Genomic DNA, 24,378 nt, shown 5'->3' with positions numbered 1-24,378 from the left:
ACCTCTTTAGTATTATGTGTTTTAATTATTATACATTTACCATTTTAGCACTATACATTAGTATTTTAAAGACGCTTAATTTATCATTTATCTTTATTCAGCGGGAATCTGATAATAACTTTTGTAAAATTACCTTCTTCGCTTTCGAACCATACCTGCCCATCATAATTTTCAATCAGTTTTTTTGCGATGGATAATCCCAGACCGTGGCCGCCCTGCTGTCTGCTCCTCGATTTATCCACCCTGTAAAATCTGTTGAAAACATTTTCAAGATCCTCCTCAGGAATCCCTATACCATGATCTTTGATCATGATATCAAAATGGTCATCATGTTTTTCCGTACTTGTAATGATATATTTATGCTCTGTATCATATTTAACAGCATTATCAAGGAATATCAATAAAAGCTGTTCAAAATGATGGTTGTTGATCTGGAACATTATATCATCATGTGTATGTTCGACCGCAAAATGGTAATCCGGATGTATCTTCTTCATGCTGCTGACGCGCGAATTGATTTCATCGACGATGTTGATCGATTCAATCTCCTCAAGCTGCTTCGGGTTATTCTTCGTCAACAGCAGCAGTTCCTCCACGAGCTTGTTGATGCGGTGCAGCTCATCAATCGAGATCTGCAGGGATTCGTTTAAGACTTTAGGGTCATCCTTCCCCCAGCGGTTGATCAGCTTCAGATGCCCCTGGATGATCTGGAGCGGTGTCCTGAGTTCATGGGATGCATCCTCGACGAACTGTTTCTGCTGGTTGAATGACTCCTCCAGTGAATCCATCATGTTGTTGAATGAAGTCACCATATAGTCCGTCTCTTCGGTATCGGTCTTCAAAGATAACCTTTCCGATACACCCTCCCCTTCTATCCTCTTAAGCTGATTGGCGATGCTCCTGATCGGCTTGACCATCTGGGTCGAGAAGAAATAGCTGACGATCGATGTGAATAATATAGACAGGAATCCGATCAATAAAGCGATCATGACCATTGTACGGATGATCAGGTAATAGTTGTCAAGCGGATGGATGACGGTCAGGTAACCGTTCCAATACATCGAATCGATGTTTGAACGGCCGACCAGATAGTTGCCGTCCTCGGTTTCAAGGGATGTGATGACATCATCCCCCACCGGAATGAAGTCGACCGGCAGGTCGGAAAGATCATTGGTGGGTTCGGTGCTGACGATATTCCCGCTGCGGGTGTAGAGGATCATCGTCTGTTCATCATAAAGGCTGGTAAGGATATCATTCCTGGATATCGTATTGATCGGCTGGGATTCATATATATGCTGCAGTTCATCCATGCTCCGGTCAAGGGCCCTTTCTTCAAGATCGCGCAGGTACAGGCTGGTGAAATATATCAGCAGCGTACTGAAGATCAGGTAAGTGAAGGAGATGATCAGCGTTGACAGCCTCAGCCATTTGTATTTCAATGAGTTTCTGTTCATGATCTCACCACATACCCCACTCCTCGCACGGTCTCGATGATCTTATGTTTATTGAAAGGTTTGAGCTTGTTCCGCAAGTACCTTATGTACACGTCAACGACATTCGTCTCCACCTCACTGTCATACCCCCACACATGCTCAAGTATCTGCTCCCGCCTTAAAACGATCCCTGCATTTTTGCACAGCAGATATAAGAGCTCATATTCTGTTTTGGTGAGCTCCAGTTCCATATCATCGATCGTCACCCTGTAGGCGGATATATCTATGGAAATGCCGTGGAGGGAAAGAATTTTGCTGTGATTTTCTGATGCATCCCCCCTTCTCAGCATCACTCTGATCCGTGCGAGCAGTTCTTCTATTTCAAAAGGCTTCACTATGTAATCATCGGCACCGTAATCCAGACCGACGACCTTGTCGTACGTTTCCCCTTTGGCGGTGATCATGATGATCGGCGTATTTTTCGATTTGCGTATTCTTCTGCACACTTCAAGTCCGTTCAGCGCAGGCAGCATCAGATCGAGGAGTATGCAGTCGAAATCATTGTTCAATGCCTTATCCAGTCCGTCCTCACCATCTGCACTGAGTGTCACGGCATATCCTTCATGCTTCAATTCAAGTTCTATGAAACGTGCCAGATTCAATTCATCTTCTATGACGAGCACATGCTTCATCTAATCACATCCTTTGATTTATCATACCATTATCATATATATGAAAACAAAAAAACACATAATATGAATTATGTGTCAGCTTGCTGATATTTCTGGTGTATTCATCATGTAACTCTGCTGTTTAATCAATAAATTTTTCTTCACTTCAGGCCATTCATCATCAATGATCGAAAAGATGATGAGATTTCTCGGAACACCGTGCAATGCTCTTTCTTTTCTGAGCACGCCTTCCTTCGTGAAGCCGAGACGTTCGACTGCTTTGGCGCTGCGTTCGTTCCTCTCATCCACCCGGACCTGGACGCGCATCATATTCAGCGTTTCAAAACAGAACTCCAGGAGCAGGTACTTGCTGTCTGAATTCACAAAAGATCTTTGAGCTTTCGTGCCGAACCATGTAGCACCGATTTCACAGCTCTGCTTCTCATAGTCGATATGCTGGATTCTTGTACTGCCGACGACTTCGCCGGTGGTCTTCAATACCACCGCAAACGGTATACTTTTCAACTGGTTCCTCAGTTCGATGGCACTTTGGATCCATTCATTCATTAATGGAAGGGTGGTCGCCTGGAACAGCATATATGACCAGATGTTTTCATGGTTGATTGCCTGCAGTTCATCTGCATGGCTTAACTGCAGTGGAATGAGCTTGATCCTCTCATTTTCGAGTGTGATGGATTCATATAAATTTACAGCCATTCGGAGTCACCCGCCTTGTCTTTATATTGTGCAGATTAATTATAATTGCGGCAATCGAAAATGGCAATGCAAATTTTTTTGCATTGCCATCTAAATCTTTTCATATATAACTGCTTCTTTTGAACTTGTTGTGGAGAAGATAACTTGTGCCCATGACGACTGCAGTGCCGATGGTGATGCCTGCGATCACATCCGTCGGATAATGCACGCCGAGGTACACCCGTGATGAGGAAATCATCAATATGAAGAATCCACACAGCGCATACAGTATGCCTTTGTTGTTCAAAGAAGTTTTTTGAATGATTGCCATCAGCGACCCGAAAAATATCGAAGAACCCGTGGCATGGCCGCTTGGGAAGCTGAAGCCTGAAATGTCGATCAGACGGAGCAGTGACGGCCTCTCCCTGTCAAAGGCATTCTTCATCACAGGAATCATGATGCTGCTTGTAAGCATGGAGATGACAAGGAAGAGTGTATGGATCTTCAGTTTATAGAGCATCAGTATGGCGATCATGATCAGAGACAGGATGATCATGGAAATCACTTCACCAATCTGGGTGAATCCAAGCATCAGGGCGGTGGTGATGAAGCTTTCCGAAGCATAGATGAACTCATACACTTCCCGGTCGATCCACTGCCCGGCCCTGGATTCATGGAATACGGCAATGACGCCGAATATCAATGTGAAAACTAAAAACAGGGATAATTTCTTTGCACGGCTCACTCCACTTCCTCCTCCTCCAGCAGCATTTCAACCAGCATCGCCGGTTTGAAACCTCCATCATACTGCTTCATTTTCCTGATGATTTCGTCACGGTTCCTGTTGATCATCTCCATTTTCTCCTGGAAATTATGAAGCGTCAAATCTTCTTCGGGGATCACCTCGGCATATCCCTGGCCGGAAAAGTATTCGGCATTTTCGATCTGGTCCCCTCTCGACTGGCTGAGCGGCAGAGGAACCAGAATCATCGGCTTATGGTTGAGAAGCAGCTCATAGATGGCGTTGGAGCCACTGCGTCCGATCACTATATCCGCGATTTCCATCAGGTGTGCGAGCTCCTCACCGGCAAATTCGAACTGGATATAATTTTCACGGCCGTTCAAATCTTCATCGGCGTTGCCTTTCCCGCATAAATGGATGATTTGATGATTTTTTGTGAGGGCTTCGATATTCTCGCGGATGAACTGATTGATGGACCTTGCCCCGAGGGAGCCGCCCATGAATAAAAGAACCGGCCTGTCGTCTGTAAAGCCCGTAATGGCGTAGCCGGCAGCCCGGTCTCCCCCGGACAGCTCCTCCCTGATCACCGGGCCGAGGAGTTCGGTCTTATCCGCCGGCAGATAATCCATCGTCTTCTCGAAAGTCACGAAACATTTCGTCGCAAACTTCGTCGAGATCTTATTCGCAAGCCCCGGCGTCAGGTCGGACTCATGGATATAGACCGGAATGTTCAACGATTTGGCTGCAAGCACCACCGGCACGCTGACGAATCCGCCTTTTGAAAATACAAATTCAGGTTTCTCTTTTTTCAATATTCTTCTCGCATCAAAGATGCCTTTAGTCACTTTGAAGATATCCTTCATGTTTTCAAAAGATAAATACCGCCTTAATTTTCCGCTGGAGATTGAATGGTACCTGATGGATGCCGGGCTGATCATTTCCTTTTCGATGCCATCTTTTGAACCTACGTAAACCGGCTCTACATTCCGGCTGATGAACTCCGGTATCAGCAGTTTATTCAGCATGACATGGCCGACAGTCCCGCCTCCGGTTAATATTGCTTTGCGTCGTGAAGATTTCATGGCAACCTCCGTAATATGTTTATGCTATAACTTTAAACCATTTGATGATTTGAGACAATAAAAGTCGCACAAAATTTTGTGCGACTTAAGTTTATCATTCGGTTGAGTTTTCTGATGCATCTTCCCGCAATTCTTCAAGAGTCGGGATCTCGATATGACGGGCATTCTCTTCTGCGATTTCTTCAATTTCCCCGGCCTCATGTTCACCGGTGATATAACTGATGAGATACTCGAGCTGCGCATCATTTTCATTGATGTGATTCCTCAGTTCCGACATGAGGAGGCGGGATGTTTCCCCTGTGACGTTGCCGTCGGCTTCAAGGTCATGATCCTCCTGGAAGCTCTCGACCGCTGAAGTCAGGGTTTCATCGAAGACTTCATTGATCGTCCCCACATCGTAACCCAAAGTTTCCAGGGCGACTTTTATGGAAACGACGGTCTCGCTCTCCTGGTCTTCAGTGTACACATCATCTTCATTCAATATCTCCACCCTGTAGTAATCGGGGTTCACGAGTTCAAGATCAGGGGTGATGCCTTCGTTATGGATCCAACGGCCTTCGGGTGTCAGCCATTTCGTGTTGGTGTATTTGAGCATGGAGTCATCACTGAACTCCTGTGTCTGCTGCACGACACCTTTACCGAACGATTGTGTACCGGCAATGATGACATCTTCGAAATGGTCATCCAGTGCGCCTGCGAAAACTTCCGATGCACTTGCAGACCCCTCATTGATGAGGATATGGAGATTCATATCTTCCGTATTTTCGTTGTGTGGGCCTTCCGTCATCAGCGGCATCTGTTGCCCGTCACTGTCTTCCAGAAGCAGTGCAATTTCATCTTCCGGGATGAACTGGTTGATCAGTGTCACTGCTTCGGAAAGCAGCCCGCCCGGATTATAACGGAAATCCACGATGATGTCTTCGATTCCATCCTCGGCCGCCTGATTGATGCTCTCCTCGAATTCTTCCGTCGTACCCTGCTGGAACCTGTTGATGCTGATATGACCGACACCGTCGACTTCTTCATAAGTCACGCTGTCGATATGGATGGTGTCCCGTGTGACGGTGATGTCCATCGGCTCGCTTTCCCCGCGCACGATCGTGAGGACGACATCCGTCCCCTTCTCGCCGCGTATGAGCTGGACTGCTTCGGTCGTGTTCATCCCTTCCAGGCTTTCCCCGTCCACAGCTATGATCTGATCGCCGGGTTCAATGCCTGCAGCTTCCGCCGGTGAGCCTCTCATCGGTGAAGTGATGATGATGCGGTTGCCTTCCTGTATGACCTCTGCACCGATACCTTCAAAATCCCCGGTGACCGTCTCCTGGAATGCATCCGTTGCTTCCATATTCATGTATTCACTGTATGGGTCATCCAGACCCTGCACCATACCGTCAATCGCGGATTCAATCAGTTCTTCATTGTCGACTTCATCATAAAAGTCGGTGGAAATGGTGTCATACACACTGTACAGCTTTGAAAATTCACTTCTTGTGTCGGTACCTACATTGACCGCCTTTTCAGTACCGGCCTCCAGGCTGAGTGCTGTGATCACACTGGATAATATCACTGCAGCCAGTATGGTGATGATCAACCAGAAAGGGTTGATGCTTATTTTCTTCGATTTGAAATTCGCTTCTTTTGGATCATGGTTTTCATTCAAATTACCCACACCTTATTCCTATTGGCATAATATTTATATTCTATCAGTAACTTACCAATAATTAAAGAAAAAGAACAGTGGGGCACCCCACTGTTCTGCTGCAGTTCTTAAAGTTGTCGAATACTATTCACCGGCGAACGGCAGAGCTGCATCAAGTGCGACTTCAATCATCTCGTTGAAAGTCGTCTGACGCTCTTCACTGGATGTCGCTTCGCCCGTCAGTACGTGATCGGATACCGTCAGTATGGCCAATGCACGTGCATCGAATTTTTTACTTATGGTGAATAATGCCGCTGATTCCATTTCGAGCGCCAGTATGCCATATTTCGCCATCATTTCAACATCGCCTTTTTCATCATAGAAGGAATCAGCCGTAAATACGTTCCCCACTTTGACTTCGAGACCTTTTTTCTTCGCTTCATTATAGCTTGAAAGAAGCAGTTCAAAATCCGAAGTCGGCGCATATTCAAAATTGCCGAACAGCTTCCTGTTCTGGAAGGAATCCGTGGATGCACTCTGGGCGATGATGACATCACGCACTTTCACATCTTTTTGGATGGCGCCGCATGTACCGACACGGATCAGGTTTTTGACGCCGTATTCTTCCATCAGTTCATGGACATAAATGGAAATGGAAGGTACCCCCATGCCCGTGCCCATCACGGAAATGCGTTTTCCTTTATACCTCCCGGTGAAGCCCAGCATGTTACGGACTTCATTGAAGCAGGTCACATCTTCTAAAAAGTTTTCAGCGATGTACTTCGCTCTGAGGGGATCCCCAGGTAAAAGGATTGTATCGGCGATATCGCCTTTTTGTGCATTGATATGAATACTCATTATTGGAACTCCTTTTTCTTAGTGGTTTAGCCAGTCTTGATAATCCCGGTAAGTTTCATCAAACGTGGTGAGGGTGATATCCGGATAAGGGTTTCTTTCCAGATACTCACTGAGTTTCTGGTAATCGGTTTCCTGTTTCGGGAACATGGAGTCATTCTTTATGAAGTCACTGAGCGTTCCTGCTTCGGACTTCTCATCCGTCCGTGTCTTCATATACTGGTAATAGGAATAATCTTTCATCAGCTGATCTCCGCAGAGGCGACGACGGTCTGTCCGCCGGCCACTTCACCTGTCTCGAGGATATCGAACGACTGAAGGGCATCGCTGTTGGTGATGATGACAGGTGAAATCGTGCTTTCTGCTTCTTTTGTCACCAGGTCCATATCGAAGCTTACGAGACTGTCGCCTGCCTTCACGTTATCGCCTTCACTGACATGTCCTGTGAAGCCCCTGCCGTCCATCGCGACGGTTTCAAGGCCGATGTGGATCAGCAGTTCTATGCCGTTTGCAGCTTTGATGCCGACGGCATGATTGGTGGGAAAGACCTGCATGATTTCCCCGTCGATGGGTGAGACGACTTCACCGTCTGACGGTTCTATGCCGAATCCTTCCCCCATCATCTTTTCTGAAAAAACAGGGTCGGGAATATCTTCGATTTTGACATATCTGCCATTCATCGGACTTTTTATCTCGAGCAGTTTGTCGGCAGGTTCTTCTTTCTTCCGAAATAGATTCTTAAACATTGAACCAACTCCCATTAGTCATTAAAGTAGTCTACGTATTCCTCATACCCTTTTTCTTTGAGCTCATTCTTCGGAATAAAGATCACAGCTGCTGAATTGATGCAGTAGCGCAGCCCCCCGAGTTCTTCAGGACCGTCTTCGAATACGTGGCCCAGATGACTGTCTGATGCCTCGCTGCGGACTTCGGTGCGCCTCATGCCGAAAGAATCGTCGAAGTGCTCGGAAATATCTTCAGAGATGCCTTTGGCGAAACTCGGCCAGCCGCAGGATGAATGGAACTTGTCCTTTGATGTGAAAAGAGGCTTGCCGCTGAGTTTGTCGACATAGATGCCTTCTTCAAAATGATCCCAGTATTCGTTCTGGAAAGGCGTTTCGGTGCCCTGCTCCTTCATGACTTTATACTCTGTACGGGTAAGATCTTCAATATTTTTTTTAACGCTCATTCTGATTCACTCCAATGATTTTCTAAAAATGATTTACGTCCGGAACCTTTATAATATGCATTATAATGTCCCTTGTTCTTCTTATAGAAATCCTGGTGTTCCTCTTCTGCCTCATAGAAGCTCTTGAAAGGCAGTACCGGTGTGTTGATCGGTTTGTCGAAAACGTTGCTGTCGTCAAGCTCTTTTATCACTCTTTCGGCAGTCTCTTTCTGTGCTTCATTGTGGTACAGTACCGCAGGCATATACTGGCTGCCCCTGTCGCCGAACTGGCCTTCTACATCTGTCGGGTCGAAAGTCTTGAAGAAAATCTGCAGAATCTCTTCGTAGGAAATCACATCTTCATCATAATCGATTTGAACGGTCTCGATATGACCGGTCGTCCCGGTACTGACCTGTGCGTAGGTCGGATTGTCCACTTCTCCGTTGGAATACCCTGAAATGACGCTGTTGACGCCGTCCCACTGGTCGAATGGTTTAACCAGACACCAGAAACAGCCGCCGCCTAATGTCGCTTTTGCCAAAATTCTCACCTCATAAGTTAGTATTCAAAAGAAAAATACCATGCATTGTTTTGATAATCAATCTCTTCGACATCAACAGACAAGTCTGTAAACTCATCAAAAAGAGTTTTATCTATCACCAGGGCCCTGGATTCTGTGCTGAACGCCATACCTTCTGGAAGGTCCGCCCCGGTTCTGATCAACGTATATGCCATATCCTCGGATAATGGCAGCCGCCCGATTGAAATATCACTGATTTCAAAAATCAGATCCGTCTCGGTGATATACGGCTCCAGGTTGAATATTGTATCAAAGTTCATGTTCAAATACTCGTTCTCCGCCATCAGTTGTATATCTTCCTCATCTATTGCGACGGTGATATCATATGCGCCATCCTGCAGGAACGTGTTCAAAAGAAACTCAACGGTATGGTTTTCAAGGATGATCACATGTTCAGTCTGAGTACCATCCGGCGCTTCAATTGAATCCAGTTCCCCATAGTCGCCTGATAGGAATATGAAAAGGCCTGCCAACACTGCTGCATTGATGACAAGCAGTCCTATGAATAACCATTTCCAGATATTCATGAGCGTCTCCCTCAGAGATTTCTTCTGAGGTGCAGGAATTCATGCGGATACTTATTCTTCTCGTCCACGACGCCCGGTGTGATGTCCACGATTTCCCATTCTGATATATCATAGTCCGGGAAGAAGGTGTCGCCTGCAAATGTTTCATGAATCCTTGTGATATACATTTCATCGACCATATACATCGTCTGCTCATATACGGCCGCCCCGCCGAAGATGAAGACTTTCCCTTCAAGATTTTTAATCTCCTCGATGTCATGGATTACTTCCACGCCTTCGGTGACAAACTCCTCGTTGCGCGTCAAAACGACGTTCTTACGGTTGGGCAGGGGTTTTCCCAATGTATCGAGTGTATTCCTCCCCATCACGATCGTATTGCCTTCCGTCAGGCTTTTCAATCTCTTCAGATCAGCGGGCAAGTTCCACGGCATGTCGCCCTTGAACCCGATGACGTTCTGATTGGCATGCGCCACAATTAAAGATACCATAATGTTCCTCCTGTCTATACTGCAATCGGTGCTTTGATATAAGGGTGTGACTCATAGCCGACCACTTCAAAATCTTCATAATCGATCTCAAAAATTGATGCGTCACTGTTGATCTTCAAGGATGGGGGCGCAAAGCTGTTCCTCTCGAGCTGTTTGTCGACTGCTTCGATGTGATTTGCATATATATGAGCATCCCCCATCGTATGGACGAAGTCACCTGCTTCAAGGCTGCATTCTTTAGCAACCATCAGAAGGAGCAGTGAATAACTCGCAATATTGAAAGGTACACCGAGGAACACATCGGCACTCCTCTGATAAAGCTGCAGGCTCAGCCTGCCATCCTTGACATAAAACTGGAAAAAGGAGTGGCACGGCGGAAGTGCCATCGTATCGATTTCTGCCGGGTTCCAGGCTGTGACAATATGACGCCTTGAGTCGGGGTTCGTTTTGATCGCCTCAATCACGTTTTTCAGCTGGTCGATGGATTCACCATCCGGTCCGATCCAGTCCCGCCACTGTTTTCCGTATACATTTCCGAGATCGCCGTATTTACGGCTAAAATCGTCATCGGTGAGGATCCTGTCCTTAAACTTCTTCATTTCATCCTGGTAGATGGAGTTGAAGTCTTCGTCCTTAAGCGCACGGCGGCCGAAATCGGTCATATCCGGGCCGTCATACTCCTCAGATTCGACCCATTTCTTGAACGCCCATTCATTCCATATATTGTTGTCATACTCAAGGAGGAACCTGATGTTCGTATCACCCCGGATGAACCAGATCAGCTCGGTGGCGATCATTTTGAACAAAACCTTTTTCGTAGTGAGCAAAGGGAATCCTTCAGACAGGTCGAAGCGCATCTGATGGCCGAACACCGAATACGTACCCGTTCCGGTCCGGTCATCCTTGAAAGTGCCTTCCGATCTGATGCGTCCGAGCAGATCATGGTAGACTTTGTCGAAATTATTCATACTACCCCTCTTTTCTTTTTCAAAGGACTTCTATATAATTGACTGTGATAATAAAATGATTATTTGGAGTGTTGATTATGGAACTCGTCTTTTCAATCGGCCTCGTTCTGATGGCAGCATGGTTTGTATCACTGTGCATAACAGAATAGATTAAATGATAACCAGGAATATACATTCCTGGTTTTTTTATGAGATATTTTCATCGAATGATTCTTTTATGTCCATCATCAGGTCGTTGATGTCACGGCCTTCGATATGTTCGCGCGGCATGAAATGGACAAGTTTGCGTCCTTTGAAAAGTGCGTATGAAGGACTTGATGGCGGCTCGCCGATGAACTCCCTGAGCCTTGCCGTCGCCTCCCTGTCCTGACCTGCAAACACCGTCGCCTTGTGCGTCGGTTTCTTCGGGTTCTGCTCTGCGACCGTCACCGCAGCCGGACGCGCAAGGCCTGCTGCACATCCGCATACGCTGTTGATCACCACAAATGCAGTCTCATCCTCATCCAATGAGTTCATGAACTCATCCACACTGTCCGGCGTCGTCAAATCTTTGAACTCACGGTTCGTCAACTCTTCGCGCATCGGTTTTGCAACTTCTTTCATATACTCTTCGTACGGGTTCAAATCATCGCTCCCTTTCCTGAATCTGTTTCCATACACTGCCCATTGCCGCTTCACCCTTCTCTATCCGGGCGATGGCCATCTCTTTCTGGAGCCTGACGTCATACTGCGGGTCTTCCTTATACTCATACAGGTGAGGCAGGCTTTCTTCATCACCGACTTCGTAGATGAACATCGCAGCACGCCAGCGCACAATCGGGCTTCTGTCATCCAGCAGGGGATACATGTCCCGCAGCCCTTCCTTGAAACCGAGGTCGCTGTATCCGTCCCCGGCGGTCCTTCTGACCGGCACGGCCTTATCCTGGAGCCCGATGTTCAAATACTGAAGCGTCTCCCTGTCCTCGATCATGGCAAGCAGATAGACGGCGGTCCTGCGCACCTGCATCTTATCATCCTGCAGTGCGAGTGAGAGCACTTCATAGTCATCCTTGCCGGGATTCTCCATATGGTCAAGGAGGTTCAGCCGCTCTTTCCAGTCGGCGGCCGCCTTGAATTCCGCAACACTCACCTTACGGTATTCCTTCGGTTTCGGCGGCTGTTTCTGCTTCGCTTCAGCAACCATCTCCTTCAAAGTCTCATCATCATATAAAGCGTTGATCTCTTCGGTCACTTCCGTGAACACTTCTTCAGGTGTGCCGTAACGCGTTGAGCTCTGCTCCCATTTGCGCCCCATGATGATGTTATCTTCAGGCAGTGTCGCTTCGGCGACGGCATTGACGAATCTGTCATCCAGCTGGCGCCTGTGCTCTTCCCCGTCATTCAGCTTGATCTGGTAAGGAATGCCTTTGAATGTCAGGACCTGGACATTCACTTCACCGTAGGTATTATTTACTGGTTTTTTTTTACTTCCGAATCGTCACTGCCGGAATTGAATGTGCTTTCTATCTTAGGGATGAGTGTTTCCCAGTCGGCTTTCGGCGATTTATCCACCGATATGAAATCCATTGCATGGAATACACTTGTCACATCTTCAAGTTCGAGCACTTTATTGATGAAATCAGGATTCTCATCAGAAACTTTTCTGTATGTTGCTGATTTCATATCCCCTTTTTCCTCACTCACAGTGATTTTCATTGTGTTCGGACTCGGTGTCGGTTCGATTCTTACGATTTCCATTGATAATCCTCCTATTGTAGTTGGTTTCCATGGCTGCGGATCTTGAGCCCGACCGAGCATTCCGTAATGCAGAATTTATGTGCGCTCGCCCGGGTGCCCTCTTCCCTGTTCAGCTTTTTGAGCAGGCAGCCATGGCAGTATTTTTCTTCAAGTTGGTTGATTTTAATTAAGGTTTTTTCTTCCATGTTCAACCTCCTTAATCAATTATACAGAAAACGCCAGGATAAAAAAAGGAATGACTTTCATCATCCCTTCGTATACTTATAAAGCGCTTCTTTGGCCAGGTTGTCGGCTGATTTGTTCCTCCCCCTCGGGGTGTGGCTGACCAGAAACAAATCAAAGTTTCCGAGTTTCGATTGGATATTATTGTAGTGGATCTGATATTTCTTATTTTTCACGAACTGTTTGTCGAAGCTGTCTGCGATGATTTTGGAATCCGTATGGATGATGGCGGATCTGATGCCGTGCTCAACCGCCTTGTCGAGTGCATGGTCCAGTGTCGCCCATTCCGCTTCGTGATTATCCATCTCCCCGAGATCGAAAGTGAACTCAAGCCTGCCGTTTTCATCTTTTATGACGGCGGCACCGGCGGCGTACACCGGATTCTGCCGGGCTGCCGCATCAATGTAAATTTGCGCCATGACGTCCTCCTATATGTCCAATGTGTGCAGATACCTGCGGGTGATGCTCAGGTCGTGCCGGATGAGGGCGTCTTCGATCTTCCCTTTATCCAGTATGAGCCTGCGGTGATTCAAATATTCATCATGCGAGAAGTCGACGTCCGTGATGATTTTGGCGAGCCTGTATGACATCTGCAGGGATGACATATCATTCAGGACCTTGGTCCGTATGCCCTTGCTCAGCGAATCGATATTTTGAATCATATTGTCAATGCTGCCATATTCACGGATGAGTTTCAGCGCGGTCTTCTCACCTATGCCCTTCACCCCGAAGTATCCATCACCCGGGTCCCCCATCAAAGCTTTCACGTCGATGAACTGCTGCGGTGTGATGGCATATTCTTCCTTGAAGACGGACTCTGTATAATGATTATATTCCGAAAACCCCTTTTTTGTCAGCCATATTTCATTGCTGCCGCCGAGCAGCTGGAGGAGATCCCGGTCCCCGCTGACGATGAGGAGGTCATCGTAATTTTTCGCGAGGGTGCCGATGATGTCATCCGCTTCATAGCCATGGATGCCGAGCTGATATATCCCCATGTCATGGATGACTTCTTTCACATAGTCGAACTGGGGGATCATTTCTTCAGGCGGCGCCTCCCGGTTTGCCTTATACTCCGCGAACCATTCATTGCGGATCGTCTCCTTGCCCATATCCCATGTCACGACAAGATTTTCCGGGCGCGTCAGCTCGATGAGCTTGAACGTATGCCTGATCATGCCCTGGATGCCGTTGGTCGGGAGGTCCTTGTCATTATGCATGAACTGGTTGCGGAAGCTGGTGGCATAAAAATGGCGGAACAAGAGGGCCATTCCATCTATTACAAGTGTTTTTTCAGTCATTTAACCAAGTCCTTAAAGTGTATTTGGTGCAGTTTCTATCGTGTTGGAATCATCAGTGATCCATTCCGAAAAGCTGCCGGCATATAGTTTTGCATTGATGCTGTTGTGGTGCAGCAGTGTGAACATCGGGGTCGCACTCATGCCGGACCCGCAGTAGACGATGACTTCTTCATATGTCCTGATCTTTTCCATGACATCATCAAGTGCATTGAAGTCGATCACACCATCTGCATGGATCTTCCCGTTCGGTATGTTGACCGCCCCCGGGATGTGTCCTTTTTTATAGTCCACCGGTTCGGATATGCCGAGATACCTCTCCTCACTCCTGACATCGATCAGCAGTACATTGGCATCCAGGCGCTCATGAACCTCTTCCATCGACCGGTAAATGTCTTCTTTGAATGATGACTCCGTTGATTCGAACTGGATCGGAAGCTCGACATCGACCTTCCGGAATTCCTCCGCCATATCCTTCAGGGCAGCCAGGTCATCATTGTATAAATAAGCTTTATGACCATAGAGCAAGAACAGGTAATACAGGCGGGTATGGAAGAAGCTGTTTTCATCTGCAAACAATAAAACATCATACCGTCCGCCTTCGGTGAGGGTCTCATACAGTGCATCCACCACACTCATCTCAGGGACCGGGTGCCTGCCTTCATTGAGGCCGTCGAACTTGAACATATACGGCATCTGGGGGATGTGGACGGCGTGTTCCACCGCATCCCTTTGAACAAGCCTTTTTGATTCATCAAACTGGTCCATGATATTGCGGCAGTCCAGGATTATGGTTTCCTGCCTGTTCAGTTGTCCAATGGTTTCAAGATTTATAATAGTCATTTAATCATCCTTTAATCTGCTTAATGATTCGAGCAGCATCTTATCCGCTTCATAGTCACTCTCTTCAATGACTTCAGGCGGTGTTTCGAGGGCACTTTCTATTTCGGGCTTCTGGGCGCTGATATCATCCTGTATGAGCGTCAAATAATCGTTCACGAGATGCTTCATCTGTTCTTCCAGACGGTCGATGTCGAGGCGGACACTGATATCTTTTGCGAATTCCAGAAGCGCGTCCCTGAAGGCCTTATGATCATTCCTCGATTGATGCAGCAATCTGGAATATTCCCCGAACCCGGCTGTCGTTATATTGATTTCAGGCTCCTCTTCCGACGGTCTGTTGAATGCGAATGTCCGGCTGACGCTGGCATCCGAGAGCCTTTCATTGAACTGGGTGATGCCATGCAGCATTTCCGCTTCAGCCTGCCGGTAGACGGCATTGAACACCGTGCTGACTTCAATGGTCAGGAACTGTTCGATATTGCTCTTGATCAACGATTCCTTTTTTACGAGGAACCGTTTGTCCTGTGCATCGGATACCGTGATCATGCCTTTCAGATGATCATAGAGCTGCAGCTCGAACCGTCTGCTGATGAATGCGAGGAGCACGCCGATTTCCTGGTGCAGAGGACTTTCCAGGCGGAATGCGCTGAAGTCCGCGAGGTCACGGAGGAGCGACTGTCTTGCGGATTCAATCCTCGTCCGCTCAAGATCCGCATTCTCGTACTGGCGTATATTGCTTTTGATGTTCGAGGCGAGCTGGCGTCCGGCTTCCCTCAAGGACTGTACCTGCACCGACATGGAGAGCTGATCCGTGATGTCGAATATATTCTTCTTCGCCTCTTCGAAATCTTCATCATGGGACTGCAGTGCCTGTTTGCTTGAGACCGGGAAAATCATATTCGTGATGCCGAGGGAGATCAGCGAGTCCGACATGTAATCGATGACCTTCTCCTTATCCGCTTCATTCTTCATGAGGTCCACGGCATTGATGATGAAGATGATCGGGAAATCCTCACCCTTGATCGATTGGATATATTTTAAAAACGTTTCATCGCTTCTTGAGAAGACATGGTTGTAATACGAGACATAAATGATCAGGTCACTGCCTGAGATGATGTTCCGTGTCTCCTTCGTATGCCTCTGGTTGATCGAATTGATGCCCGGTGAATCGATGAGGGTGTATTTTTCGGTGATGTCATTTTCAAGCGAGACATATGCCTTATGGATGAAGGTCGCATCCTCGTCGGAACTCACCCTGCTGATCAGTGCGTCGGTGCCGATGTCTTTCGTCGTCCCGAGATCCGCTTTATATTCCCCGTATTTGTTCAATATGCCGTCAAGGAACGGTTTATAAGTTTCCGGGACATTGCTGCGCTCTTTCTTTATCCATTTGAAATAGTCTTCGACATCATCATAATGGAGATTCGACAGCATGCCCAGGGTGTCCGTCAGCTCTGATTCGTTTTTATAAGTGATTGCACTGGAAGGTGCATCATTGATTTCAGTGATCGTCGCCGTGGTCGGGTTCGGGCTCATCGCAAGATGCGCCTTATTCATCAGGGCATTGATGAAGGTCGTCTTACCGGCACTGAATCCGCCGAATACACTGATGTTTGCTTTCCCTTCCTCTATGCGGGCAAGCTTATCTTTGATGATGGCATGGAAATCATTGTACCGTTCATTGCCTTCAATCAGTGCCGCAAGCTTATGATAAAACCCGAGGTCCTCTTCGTCTGCGCCCTTGAACTTGTAACGGCCTGAGTCCCCGGCTGCTTCAGGTGCACTGACGCTTCCGCCTTCAAGCTCCACTGCCTCTGTCAGGTTCAGTTTTTCGATTTCATCATCCAGGTGTATGAAGAAATGGCGGTAGCTTTTCGTTTCGATGGAATCGATCAGGCTGAGAAGCTTAAGTATCTCCTCGAATCTCCCGAGGGCCTCTTTCAATGCTTCTTCCTCCTGCGCGGAGCCGGTGCCGGATTTTTCGAGTTTCGGCATATGGCTCTGTGCTTCTGCGCTCACATCATTTACGATGGATGCTTTCAATTTGTCCATGTAGTTCAGTATGAACTGATTATTCAGATGGCTGATCTCCTCTTTGATGAGAAGCGCCTCTTTGAAGCTGTACCTGAAAGGCTCACCTGTCAGTCCGAGTCCCGAGAAGAAGCTGTCGACGGGTGCATTCACTTCGGTCTTGAAGACCGCATCGAATTTTTCCCGGATGTCATCCACCGCTTCCCGGATCATCGCTTCCTCTTTTTTCTTTTTGCCGAACAGTCCCGGCACCTTCACTTCACCGACAAGGATGTTCAAGTAATGTGTGATCGCCTCCTTGACTTCGTGCGGGAATATATAACTGTCCCTGACGATCTTCCTGACCGCTTCCTTGACGTGGCTGTTCAGCGTTTCATCATCACTGTGGAGGGCCTCCACCTTCGCCTTCTCGATTTCACCGTTTAAAAACCGGATATGCGACTTCACCGCCTCCACGTCTTCGATATCGACATCCTCCCCGGGGACTTTCAGCGCATCGAGTGCTGCACCGAGATACTCGAGCTGCTCATTTTCTATCGTCCCGGTGATCCTTTCAAAGTATGCATCCAGCACCTGTGCCCTGTCCGCTTCCCGGCTGTGGATGAATGCTTTCAGCTTATCCACCTCATTATGTTCGCATGGATATATGCTGGTCGTGAAAATGTCATCGGGTGCGATGTTCCAGTCTTTCAAAGTGTTCTTTATCCTGGAGAGGAATGTATCCATGGATATTTCCGCATCATCATGTTTATCCACCTGATTGATGATGAGTGTCAGCGGGATGTTCATCATGGACAATTCCTTTAAGAGCGACATGTTGTGCTCGCTCTCCACGTGGTTATATTCCACAGTGAAGAATATGTGGTCGCTGTTCAGTAGGAAACGGTTCGTGGATTCGCGGTGGCTGTCCGTATTCGAGTCCACGCCCGGTGTATCCTGGAGCACCGTATTCTTTTTGAAGTCTTCATGCGCCACATCGATATTGATCGCACTGATGTCGATGTCGCGTGTGTTCAGCTCACGCAGGCCTGCATAGTCTTCAACCGGCACATACTGATACTGGTTCAGGAATGCCCTGATCTCCTCCCCGTCCCCAATCTGGACGGCGACGGTGTTGCTCGTCGTCGGGACCGGCGAGGACGGCAGTATCTCCGTTTCAAGCAGGTGGTTGATCAGTGAAGATTTGCCGGCCGAATAGTGGCCGATGAATGAAAAGACGAGCTGATCCTTATAAGTCTTTGAAATCGCATGGTCGATCTGCGAGACGAGGTTCTCATTATCCGATTTGAGTATTTCTTTTTTGAGCTTGTACAATACATCCAATGTCTTGAAGTCTTCACTCACTTACCGCTTCCCCCAGTACTGGTAAAAAGTCGTCTCTATATAGCCGTTGAACAGTTTCCTGCGCTTCGTCGCCTTTTTGCCGACGATATGCTCAAACTCCTTGTTTGAAGTCATCAGATACATGCTCAAGTCGGGATTCCGGGCCATCAGCCTGCCGACCGTGCGGTACATCTCCTCGACTTCCTTCGCCTCCCCGATGCGCTCCCCGTACGGCGGGTTGGTGACGAGCTGGACGTTGTCATGTGAAATCGTCAGATCATGGACATCCGTCACGGCAAGCTCTATATTATCCTGCAGGCCGATTTCGAGGATATTCGTCTTTGCGACTTCTATCATATGCGGATCGATGTCGGAGGCGCGTATAACGACTTCCCTGTCGTACAGTGCCTCCTCCTCGAGCTGCATCCGCATCTCCTCCCACATTTCTTCAGGGATGATGTCCCACCGTTCGCTGTCGAAGGTCCGGTTTGCGCCCGGTGCGATGTTCAGCGCCATCAGCGCCGCTTCGATCGCAATGGTGCCGGAACCGGCAAACGGGTCATACAGCGGCTTCGTCCCGTCATAATTGGCAAGCTTCAGCATGCTCGCAGCAAGCGTCTCTTTGATCGGGGCCTCCCCCTGCTCGCGCCTGTATCCTCTCTTATGCAGTGCATCCCCGCTCGTGTCGATGGTCAGCACAGCACGGTCCTTCAGTATATTGACATCGATCTTATAGCGCGCACCCGTCTCACTCAGCTTGCCGTCCAGGCTGAAGGCGCTTTTAAGATGTTCGACGACCGCCTTTTTGACGATCCTCTGGACGTCCGGCACGCTGTACAATGTGGACTTATGGGAGCGTCCCGTCACGGGGAATTCCGCATCCGGGCCGAGTATGTCGGACCACGGCAGCGCCTTCGTCTTTTCAAACAGGTCATCGAACGTCGTCACATTGAAATCCCCGATGATGATCCGTATACGGTCCGCCGTCCGGAGCATCAGGTTCGATCTGACGATCGCCGTCTCGTCCCCTTCGAAGTAGACCCGGCCGTTCTCAAGCGTGGTTTCATAACCCAGTGATCCGATTTCATCCGCGACGACCCTTTCAAGGCCCATCGGTGTGTTGGCTAGCATTTTAAAATTCATAATTTGTCCTCCGCATGACTCATGATATATTTCTGTCAATTTGATTATATAAAATAAAAGCTCTCCATCAAAATGGAGAGCTTGTTTCTAGTCCGGTATGTCTGTAAGCCATGTTCTGTACCGCTGTGCTCCAGACGTGTACTAGTCACACTCGCACATTGGTGATAATCATCTGTCTATATTACATTTGTAATATCTCCCGTCCGGTTGAATTTCCGTCGGGGAGTGCTCCTACCTTGTTTGGATTGCTCACTCGAGGGGTTTACCGCGTTCCACCTTACCACTTTCATGGTAAGCTCGTCTCTGTGGCACTTTTACAGCTAATCTAACCTTATATGCACTTAGGTTATTTCACAGCCGTCAGCCGTTATTCACGAACTGCCCTGACTTATTGTTTCGTCAGGCACGAACACTACGCCCGTCTCAGGTGCGTGTGAGCATGGACTTTCCTCTATACCTTTTTTCAGGCATAGCGATTATCCGACATACCGTATTTCGATTAGTTCACTTTCGACTGGCCGAATACTTTCTTCTCCAGGTTGGACAACCTTTTTAAAATATCGATCTGATGATTTTGACTCTGGTTATCCTGTGACCGGGAATTGGTTGCCAGTCTTATCCTTAAATCCTCTACTTCTTTCTTCAAGCGGGCATTTTCTTCTTCCAGCCGCTTCAGATTATTGTTCATATCCGCCATCTTTTGATAATCGCTGATGACATCATCCAGGAAGCTGTCCACTTCGATCGGTTTGAAACCTCTGATGGACTTTTCGAATTCTTTTTCAAATATGTCTTTTGCGGACAATTTCAAAGTTGTCTCACTCATTGCCTCACCTCTTAATTATCAAACCCGGAATCGATAAAGCTGTTAATCTCGTCAAATTGTATTCTTTCAATATTATACGGATTTTCCCCGGAGAATTCAAGTATTGCGTTATAGAGGAAGCGCACTTTCGCATCCGCCTCCTCGTCGAAGAAGATCAGTGCCCCATCGGTGTTGGAGATGAGGAAGCGGTTGATATGTTTGAACATGCCGGGGTTCGAGTACGGCTGTTTATAAATATAATCTTTAAAGTCGCTCTCTGCAAGCACTTTCTGCAGCAGGGCCTGATCCATTTCATTGTACCGGTCGTCAAACTGGTGGAAAGGCATGAGCACACCGAGACTGATGTCATAGTGCGCCTCTTTGAGCCTGATGATTTCTTCGGCTGCATACAGTTCGATTCCGGTATATCCCTGGATGATGAACCATTCAGCCCCCTCGTCGATATATTCGAGCAGCTTGTTCCTGATGAAGGCCTTCAGCACCGTCACTTCCTTCTGATCGGGTTTGAAGATGCCGATTTCATACGGCCTGTAGCCGCCGATGAGGATCCTCACATCAATCCCTCCTTCTCGGCATGCTTAAGCCACATATTGATGAATTTATATTTCTCGTAGAAGTGCCTCTCCCTGAACTTCGGCGAGTGGCATGCCATGAGCAGCTCCATCAGCTCTGCTGACATTTTTTCACGCGTGCTGTCATGAAACCTTGCATCCGTGCCGAAATCCAGTATCTCCATGGCCAGAACCTTTTTCTCCTCCAGGAACGGTTCGATCTCGGTCTTGAAGTCGAATTCATATCCGGACAAAGCCTTCTGGTAACGGCCGTATATCTCATCCATAAGGTCAAAATAAGAGGCATTGTTATGATTTCTTGACAAAAATGTCACACTCCTTATAATAATTGATTGGTTTCCCGTATGCTAATTAATGTATAATATTATGACATATATTATAATGAAAGGCGATGTACATGAAATATCCCAAAGGCGTCAAGCCGAGACAATATCGGAACACCCGCAGGGCAACCGGCAAAAAAGTGAAGTACGGTCAGCGCGGCATGACCCTGGAGAAGGATCTCGATGTGACGAACAGTTACTATTTGAGCATTTCACGTGCCGTCATCCATAAGAAACCGACGCCGGTCCAGATCGTCAATGTCGATTACCCTTCAAGGAACCGTGCAAAGATCGATGAAGCCTATTTCAAGACGCCTTCCACAAGCGACTACAACGGCGTCTACAAAGGCAGGTACATCGATTTCGAAGCGAAGGAGACCAAAAACAAGACACGCTTCCCTTTGATCAATATACACGCACACCAGGTGGAACATATGAAGCAGTGCCATGATCACGGCGGCATCGTCTTTCTGATCATACGCTTTTCAAGCCTTGAAGAAACTTATCTGATGCCGATTGAAAAGTTCATGGTGCACTGGGAGCGGTTTTTGAGCGATGAAAAGAAGTCCGTCTCTCGGGCGGACATCATGGCTGACAGCCATCAGCTCAAAGAAGGCTTGAATCCCCGGATCGATTATTTGAATGCGGTGGATGAAATTTATTTTCGGAATGGAGAATTTTAATGAAAGATAACTATAAAAGAAGTGCAGGTACGAAGAACAGCAAGGGGAAACGGGGACAGAACCAGAAATTGAGCAGGAAATCGATCATCAAACGCGTCCTCATACTCACCGTCCTCATCGGTCTGATCTTCCTCGTGCTGGGCTCGATGCTGTTTGCCTATTATGTCTCTCAGGCACCGGCATTCAGCGAAGAGAAATTGCGCGATCCCGTGCCTGCCCAGATTTATGACCGTAACGATGAACTCGTGACGACGGTGTATCAGGGACAGAGGCGTGAATCGGTGGATATCGAGGATGTGCCGGACCACGTGGTGGATGCCGTCCTTGCTGTGGAGGACAACCGCTTCTACGAGCACGGCGCCATCGACTTCTGGAGGCTCGGTTCAGCTGTCCTGAGCAACATCTTCGACGGATTTGGAAGTGAAGGTGCGAGTACGATCACTCAGCAGGTGGTCAAGCGGACCTTCCTGACGGACGATAAATCGATCGAGAGGAAGGCCCAGGAGGCCTACCTCGCCTACAGGCTGGAACAGGAATACTCGAAGGATGAGATCCTCGAGATGTATTTGAATAAAATCTATTATTCCGACGGCATATACGGCATCAGGACGGCAAGCCAGTATTATTTCGACAAGGAGCTCGATGAGCTCAATCTGGCGGAAGCGGCCTACCTTGCCGGCCTGCCCCAGCTGCCGAACAGGTATAACCTGTATGTCGAGGACAACCGCGGCGTCGACCGTGCACAGATCGTCCTCAGGCTGATGCATGAGCACGAGCGCATTTCGTCGGAAGAATACGAAGAGGCGCAGAACCATGACCTCTACGCAGGTCTCGTGGAGCGGAGCGATGAAGAGAGGGCTTCCACCGAACCTGAAAATCCGGAGTTCGCCTCCTACATCAATTTCATCAAAAATGAAATCTCCGCACATGACAGTTTCAGAAATGTGGACATCAGCGAATTGATGGCGAGCGGTATAGAGATTTATACGAACATGGATGCAGGCATCCAGAGGAACCTGCAGAATCTCACGGACAACAGGGATTATTACTATAATCCGAAATTCCAGAGTGATGATTTCGACATCGCATCGACGATACTGGATACACAGACCGGCGAACTCGTAGCGATTTCGGGCGGACGGGACTACCAGGAAGTCGTCGACCACAACCAGGCGCTTGTGCCGAGGAACGTCGGTTCGACGATGAAACCGTTCCTCGCATACGGCCCGGCGATCGAAGAGCTGGAATGGCGGACGGATCAGACGATTGAAGATGAGTATGAATATTCCCCGGAAGGCATCGACCACATCAGCATCTACAACTATGATATGCAGGACCATGGCCAGGTGACGATCCGCGAGGCGCTCAGCCGCAGCTACAACATACCGGCGGTCAAAGCCTACGAAATCGTGAAGGATGAAGCAGGCGGAGATGCGCCGCGTGAATTTGCAGAAGAGATCGGCTTCGATTACAATGCAATCGGTGAAGGCGATTATGAAGTGTCATTCAATGATGTGCTCGGCGGCAGGGACTCCGCATTCACCCCGCTGCAGATGGCGGAAGCCTATTCCGCCCTCGGCAACAACGGTGAGTATAATTCAGCCCATGCAGTGAGGCATGTCGTCACCAATAACGGCGACACCGTCGAATTCGAACATGAGTCGGAGCAGGTGATGGAAGATTATACGGCCTATATGCTCACGGATATACTCAAAGACACGTTTGAACCGTACGGCAGTGCCGACTATATATACATGGACGGCTTGAACATCGCTGCGAAGACGGGCACCACATCCTATTCGAGGGAGCTCAGGGAAGAGCAGAACCTCCCCGACAATGCAGCCAAAGACGCCTGGATCGTCGGGTACACGCCCGAATATACGATGAGCGTCTGGACCGGATTCACTGCAACGGAAGAAGGCGGCGAAACTTCATTTGTAGGTACGGATGAGCATATCACCCCGCAGTGGTTCTTCAGGGATATCATGCAGAGCATCAGCACCTACAACGGACAGGACTTTGAGCAGCCCGACAGCGTCATACGTCTCAGCAACGGCGAACTCGCCGTCCAGGGCAGCGAGGACTTCGAAGAGTATGAAGAATCCGGTTCATCAGGCGGCACGGGCAGCGGCGGCAGTGACGGAAGCAATGGAGACAACGGTGATGGCGGCAGCAGCAACACCTGGAACTGGAGCTGGGGTGACGGCGGCGATGATGAAAGCGACAGCAATGACGGTGACGGTGGATCTTCGGGTCAAAATGGCGGCCAGCAGGATGAGACCATCGAGGAGACTCCGGTCACCGGGGACCCTTCAACCGGAGGAGAAGTGAATGAGGAGCCGGTTGAGGAGGAACCTGCCGAGGACGAGTCAGGGAATGGCGGTACGGAACAGGAAGAGAACACCACTGAAGATGCAGAAACCGTTCCCGACGACTCCCCGCCTGAAGAGACAGACGGTGCGACAGATGAAGCTCCGGAGAGTGAACCAACAGAAGAAGCAGATGATGATGCTGCTTAAACAAAAAA

28 protein-coding genes and 1 other RNA gene are annotated in these 24,378 nt (G+C 48.3%); 2 read left to right on the top strand and 27 right to left on the bottom strand.

Features of this window, described 5'->3' with window-relative positions; genetic code table 11:
* Positions 1–83: 83 nt before the first annotated feature.
* The 27 genes from LPW40_RS03085 to LPW40_RS02955 all read right to left on the bottom strand — a co-directional run bounded on the left by LPW40_RS03085 (position 84) and on the right by LPW40_RS02955 (position 21,150).
* Positions 84–1,439, bottom strand: coding sequence for a HAMP domain-containing sensor histidine kinase (locus LPW40_RS03085; protein ID WP_230820760.1), 1,356 nt, complete (start codon positions 1,437–1,439; stop codon positions 84–86).
* A gap of 11 nt (positions 1,440–1,450) precedes the next feature.
* Positions 1,451–2,125: a response regulator transcription factor gene (locus LPW40_RS03080; protein WP_230820759.1), complete on the bottom strand. Its 675-nt coding sequence runs from the start codon at positions 2,123–2,125 to the stop codon at positions 1,451–1,453.
* Between the two features lie 75 nt (positions 2,126–2,200).
* Positions 2,201–2,821 carry a GNAT family N-acetyltransferase gene (locus LPW40_RS03075; RefSeq protein ID WP_230820758.1) on the bottom strand — a complete coding sequence of 207 codons (621 nt, stop codon included), beginning with the start codon at positions 2,819–2,821 and terminating at the stop codon, positions 2,201–2,203.
* A 100-nt stretch (positions 2,822–2,921) separates the two neighbouring features.
* Positions 2,922–3,545 (bottom strand): phosphatase PAP2 family protein, encoded by a 624-nt coding sequence (locus LPW40_RS03070; protein ID WP_230820757.1) that lies wholly within the window; start codon positions 3,543–3,545, stop codon positions 2,922–2,924.
* The gene (locus tag LPW40_RS03065; RefSeq protein ID WP_230820756.1) at positions 3,542–4,624 is read right to left on the bottom strand and encodes an undecaprenyldiphospho-muramoylpentapeptide beta-N-acetylglucosaminyltransferase; all 1,083 of its coding nucleotides are present in this window, start codon (positions 4,622–4,624) and stop codon (positions 3,542–3,544) included. Before LPW40_RS03065 ends, LPW40_RS03070 begins: the two co-directional genes overlap by 4 nt.
* Before the next feature lie 94 nt (positions 4,625–4,718).
* Positions 4,719–6,284 carry a S41 family peptidase gene (locus LPW40_RS03060; RefSeq protein WP_230820755.1) on the bottom strand — a complete coding sequence of 522 codons (1,566 nt, stop codon included), beginning with the start codon at positions 6,282–6,284 and terminating at the stop codon, positions 4,719–4,721.
* Between the two features lie 123 nt (positions 6,285–6,407).
* Positions 6,408–7,121, bottom strand: coding sequence for a purine-nucleoside phosphorylase (gene deoD / locus LPW40_RS03055; protein WP_230820754.1), 714 nt, complete (start codon positions 7,119–7,121; stop codon positions 6,408–6,410).
* An 18-nt stretch (positions 7,122–7,139) separates the two neighbouring features.
* Positions 7,140–7,361 carry a YozE family protein gene (locus LPW40_RS03050; RefSeq protein WP_230820753.1) on the bottom strand — a complete coding sequence of 74 codons (222 nt, stop codon included), beginning with the start codon at positions 7,359–7,361 and terminating at the stop codon, positions 7,140–7,142.
* On the bottom strand, positions 7,361–7,864 hold the full coding sequence (locus LPW40_RS03045) for a PTS sugar transporter subunit IIA (protein ID WP_230820752.1): 504 nt from the start codon (positions 7,862–7,864) through the stop codon (positions 7,361–7,363). The genes LPW40_RS03050 and LPW40_RS03045 overlap by 1 nt, the downstream gene beginning before the upstream one ends.
* Positions 7,865–7,878: 14 nt before the next feature.
* Positions 7,879–8,307: a peptide-methionine (R)-S-oxide reductase MsrB gene (gene msrB, locus LPW40_RS03040; RefSeq protein ID WP_230820751.1), complete on the bottom strand. Its 429-nt coding sequence runs from the start codon at positions 8,305–8,307 to the stop codon at positions 7,879–7,881.
* The gene (gene msrA / locus LPW40_RS03035) at positions 8,304–8,828 is read right to left on the bottom strand and encodes a peptide-methionine (S)-S-oxide reductase MsrA (RefSeq protein ID WP_230820750.1); all 525 of its coding nucleotides are present in this window, start codon (positions 8,826–8,828) and stop codon (positions 8,304–8,306) included. Before msrA ends, msrB begins: the two co-directional genes overlap by 4 nt.
* A 17-nt stretch (positions 8,829–8,845) precedes the next feature.
* Entirely contained in the window at positions 8,846–9,394 is a 549-nt protein-coding gene (locus LPW40_RS03030) for a DUF2140 family protein (protein ID WP_230820749.1), read from the bottom strand.
* An 11-nt stretch (positions 9,395–9,405) separates the two neighbouring features.
* Positions 9,406–9,885, bottom strand: coding sequence for a dihydrofolate reductase (locus LPW40_RS03025; protein ID WP_230821063.1), 480 nt, complete (start codon positions 9,883–9,885; stop codon positions 9,406–9,408).
* A gap of 11 nt (positions 9,886–9,896) precedes the next feature.
* Entirely contained in the window at positions 9,897–10,850 is a 954-nt protein-coding gene (locus LPW40_RS03020; RefSeq protein WP_230820748.1) for a thymidylate synthase, read from the bottom strand.
* Positions 10,851–11,036: 186 nt separating this feature from the next.
* On the bottom strand, positions 11,037–11,474 hold the full coding sequence (locus tag LPW40_RS03015) for a BrxA/BrxB family bacilliredoxin (RefSeq protein WP_230821062.1): 438 nt from the start codon (positions 11,472–11,474) through the stop codon (positions 11,037–11,039).
* Between the two features lies 1 nt (position 11,475).
* Entirely contained in the window at positions 11,476–12,282 is an 807-nt protein-coding gene (locus tag LPW40_RS03010) for a virulence factor (protein ID WP_230820747.1), read from the bottom strand.
* Between the two features lie 17 nt (positions 12,283–12,299).
* Positions 12,300–12,587 (bottom strand): NifU N-terminal domain-containing protein, encoded by a 288-nt coding sequence (locus tag LPW40_RS03005; protein WP_230820746.1) that lies wholly within the window; start codon positions 12,585–12,587, stop codon positions 12,300–12,302.
* Between the two features lie 11 nt (positions 12,588–12,598).
* On the bottom strand, positions 12,599–12,772 hold the full coding sequence (locus LPW40_RS03000; protein ID WP_230820745.1) for a zinc-finger domain-containing protein: 174 nt from the start codon (positions 12,770–12,772) through the stop codon (positions 12,599–12,601).
* Between the two features lie 60 nt (positions 12,773–12,832).
* On the bottom strand, positions 12,833–13,228 hold the full coding sequence (locus tag LPW40_RS02995; RefSeq protein WP_230820744.1) for a ribonuclease HI family protein: 396 nt from the start codon (positions 13,226–13,228) through the stop codon (positions 12,833–12,835).
* A gap of 9 nt (positions 13,229–13,237) precedes the next feature.
* A complete protein-coding gene (locus tag LPW40_RS02990) occupies positions 13,238–14,110 on the bottom strand; it encodes a 5'-3' exonuclease (RefSeq protein ID WP_230820743.1) in 873 nt (290 codons plus the stop codon).
* 12 nt (positions 14,111–14,122) lie between these two features.
* Positions 14,123–14,950: a sulfurtransferase gene (locus LPW40_RS02985; RefSeq protein WP_230820742.1), complete on the bottom strand. Its 828-nt coding sequence runs from the start codon at positions 14,948–14,950 to the stop codon at positions 14,123–14,125.
* Positions 14,951–18,325 (bottom strand): dynamin family protein, encoded by a 3,375-nt coding sequence (locus LPW40_RS02980; RefSeq protein WP_230820741.1) that lies wholly within the window; start codon positions 18,323–18,325, stop codon positions 14,951–14,953.
* Entirely contained in the window at positions 18,326–19,447 is a 1,122-nt protein-coding gene (locus LPW40_RS02975) for a THUMP domain-containing class I SAM-dependent RNA methyltransferase (protein ID WP_230820740.1), read from the bottom strand.
* 99 nt (positions 19,448–19,546) lie between these two features.
* Positions 19,547–19,935: RNase P RNA component class B (rnpB, locus tag LPW40_RS02970), an RNA gene on the bottom strand.
* A gap of 11 nt (positions 19,936–19,946) precedes the next feature.
* Positions 19,947–20,273, bottom strand: coding sequence for a cell division regulator GpsB (gpsB, locus tag LPW40_RS02965; protein WP_097038985.1), 327 nt, complete (start codon positions 20,271–20,273; stop codon positions 19,947–19,949).
* 11 nt (positions 20,274–20,284) lie between these two features.
* Entirely contained in the window at positions 20,285–20,827 is a 543-nt protein-coding gene (locus LPW40_RS02960; RefSeq protein WP_230820739.1) for an SLOG family protein, read from the bottom strand.
* The gene (locus LPW40_RS02955) at positions 20,824–21,150 is read right to left on the bottom strand and encodes a hypothetical protein (RefSeq protein WP_230820738.1); all 327 of its coding nucleotides are present in this window, start codon (positions 21,148–21,150) and stop codon (positions 20,824–20,826) included. Before LPW40_RS02955 ends, LPW40_RS02960 begins: the two co-directional genes overlap by 4 nt.
* A 92-nt stretch (positions 21,151–21,242) precedes the next feature.
* Between LPW40_RS02955 and recU the strand changes: the two genes are divergently transcribed.
* Both recU and LPW40_RS02945 read left to right on the top strand, forming a co-directional pair.
* Positions 21,243–21,851: a Holliday junction resolvase RecU gene (gene recU, locus LPW40_RS02950; protein WP_230820737.1), complete on the top strand. Its 609-nt coding sequence runs from the start codon at positions 21,243–21,245 to the stop codon at positions 21,849–21,851.
* Positions 21,851–24,370, top strand: coding sequence for a transglycosylase domain-containing protein (locus LPW40_RS02945; protein WP_230820736.1), 2,520 nt, complete (start codon positions 21,851–21,853; stop codon positions 24,368–24,370). The genes recU and LPW40_RS02945 overlap by 1 nt, the downstream gene beginning before the upstream one ends.
* The last annotated feature ends 8 nt before the right edge of the window (positions 24,371–24,378 follow it).

It is taken from the genome of Salinicoccus halitifaciens (genome assembly GCF_021026095.1).
In the GTDB taxonomy this organism is placed as follows: domain Bacteria; phylum Bacillota; class Bacilli; order Staphylococcales; family Salinicoccaceae; genus Lacicoccus; species Lacicoccus halitifaciens.
This window is presented reverse-complemented; position numbering and strand designations above follow the sequence as displayed.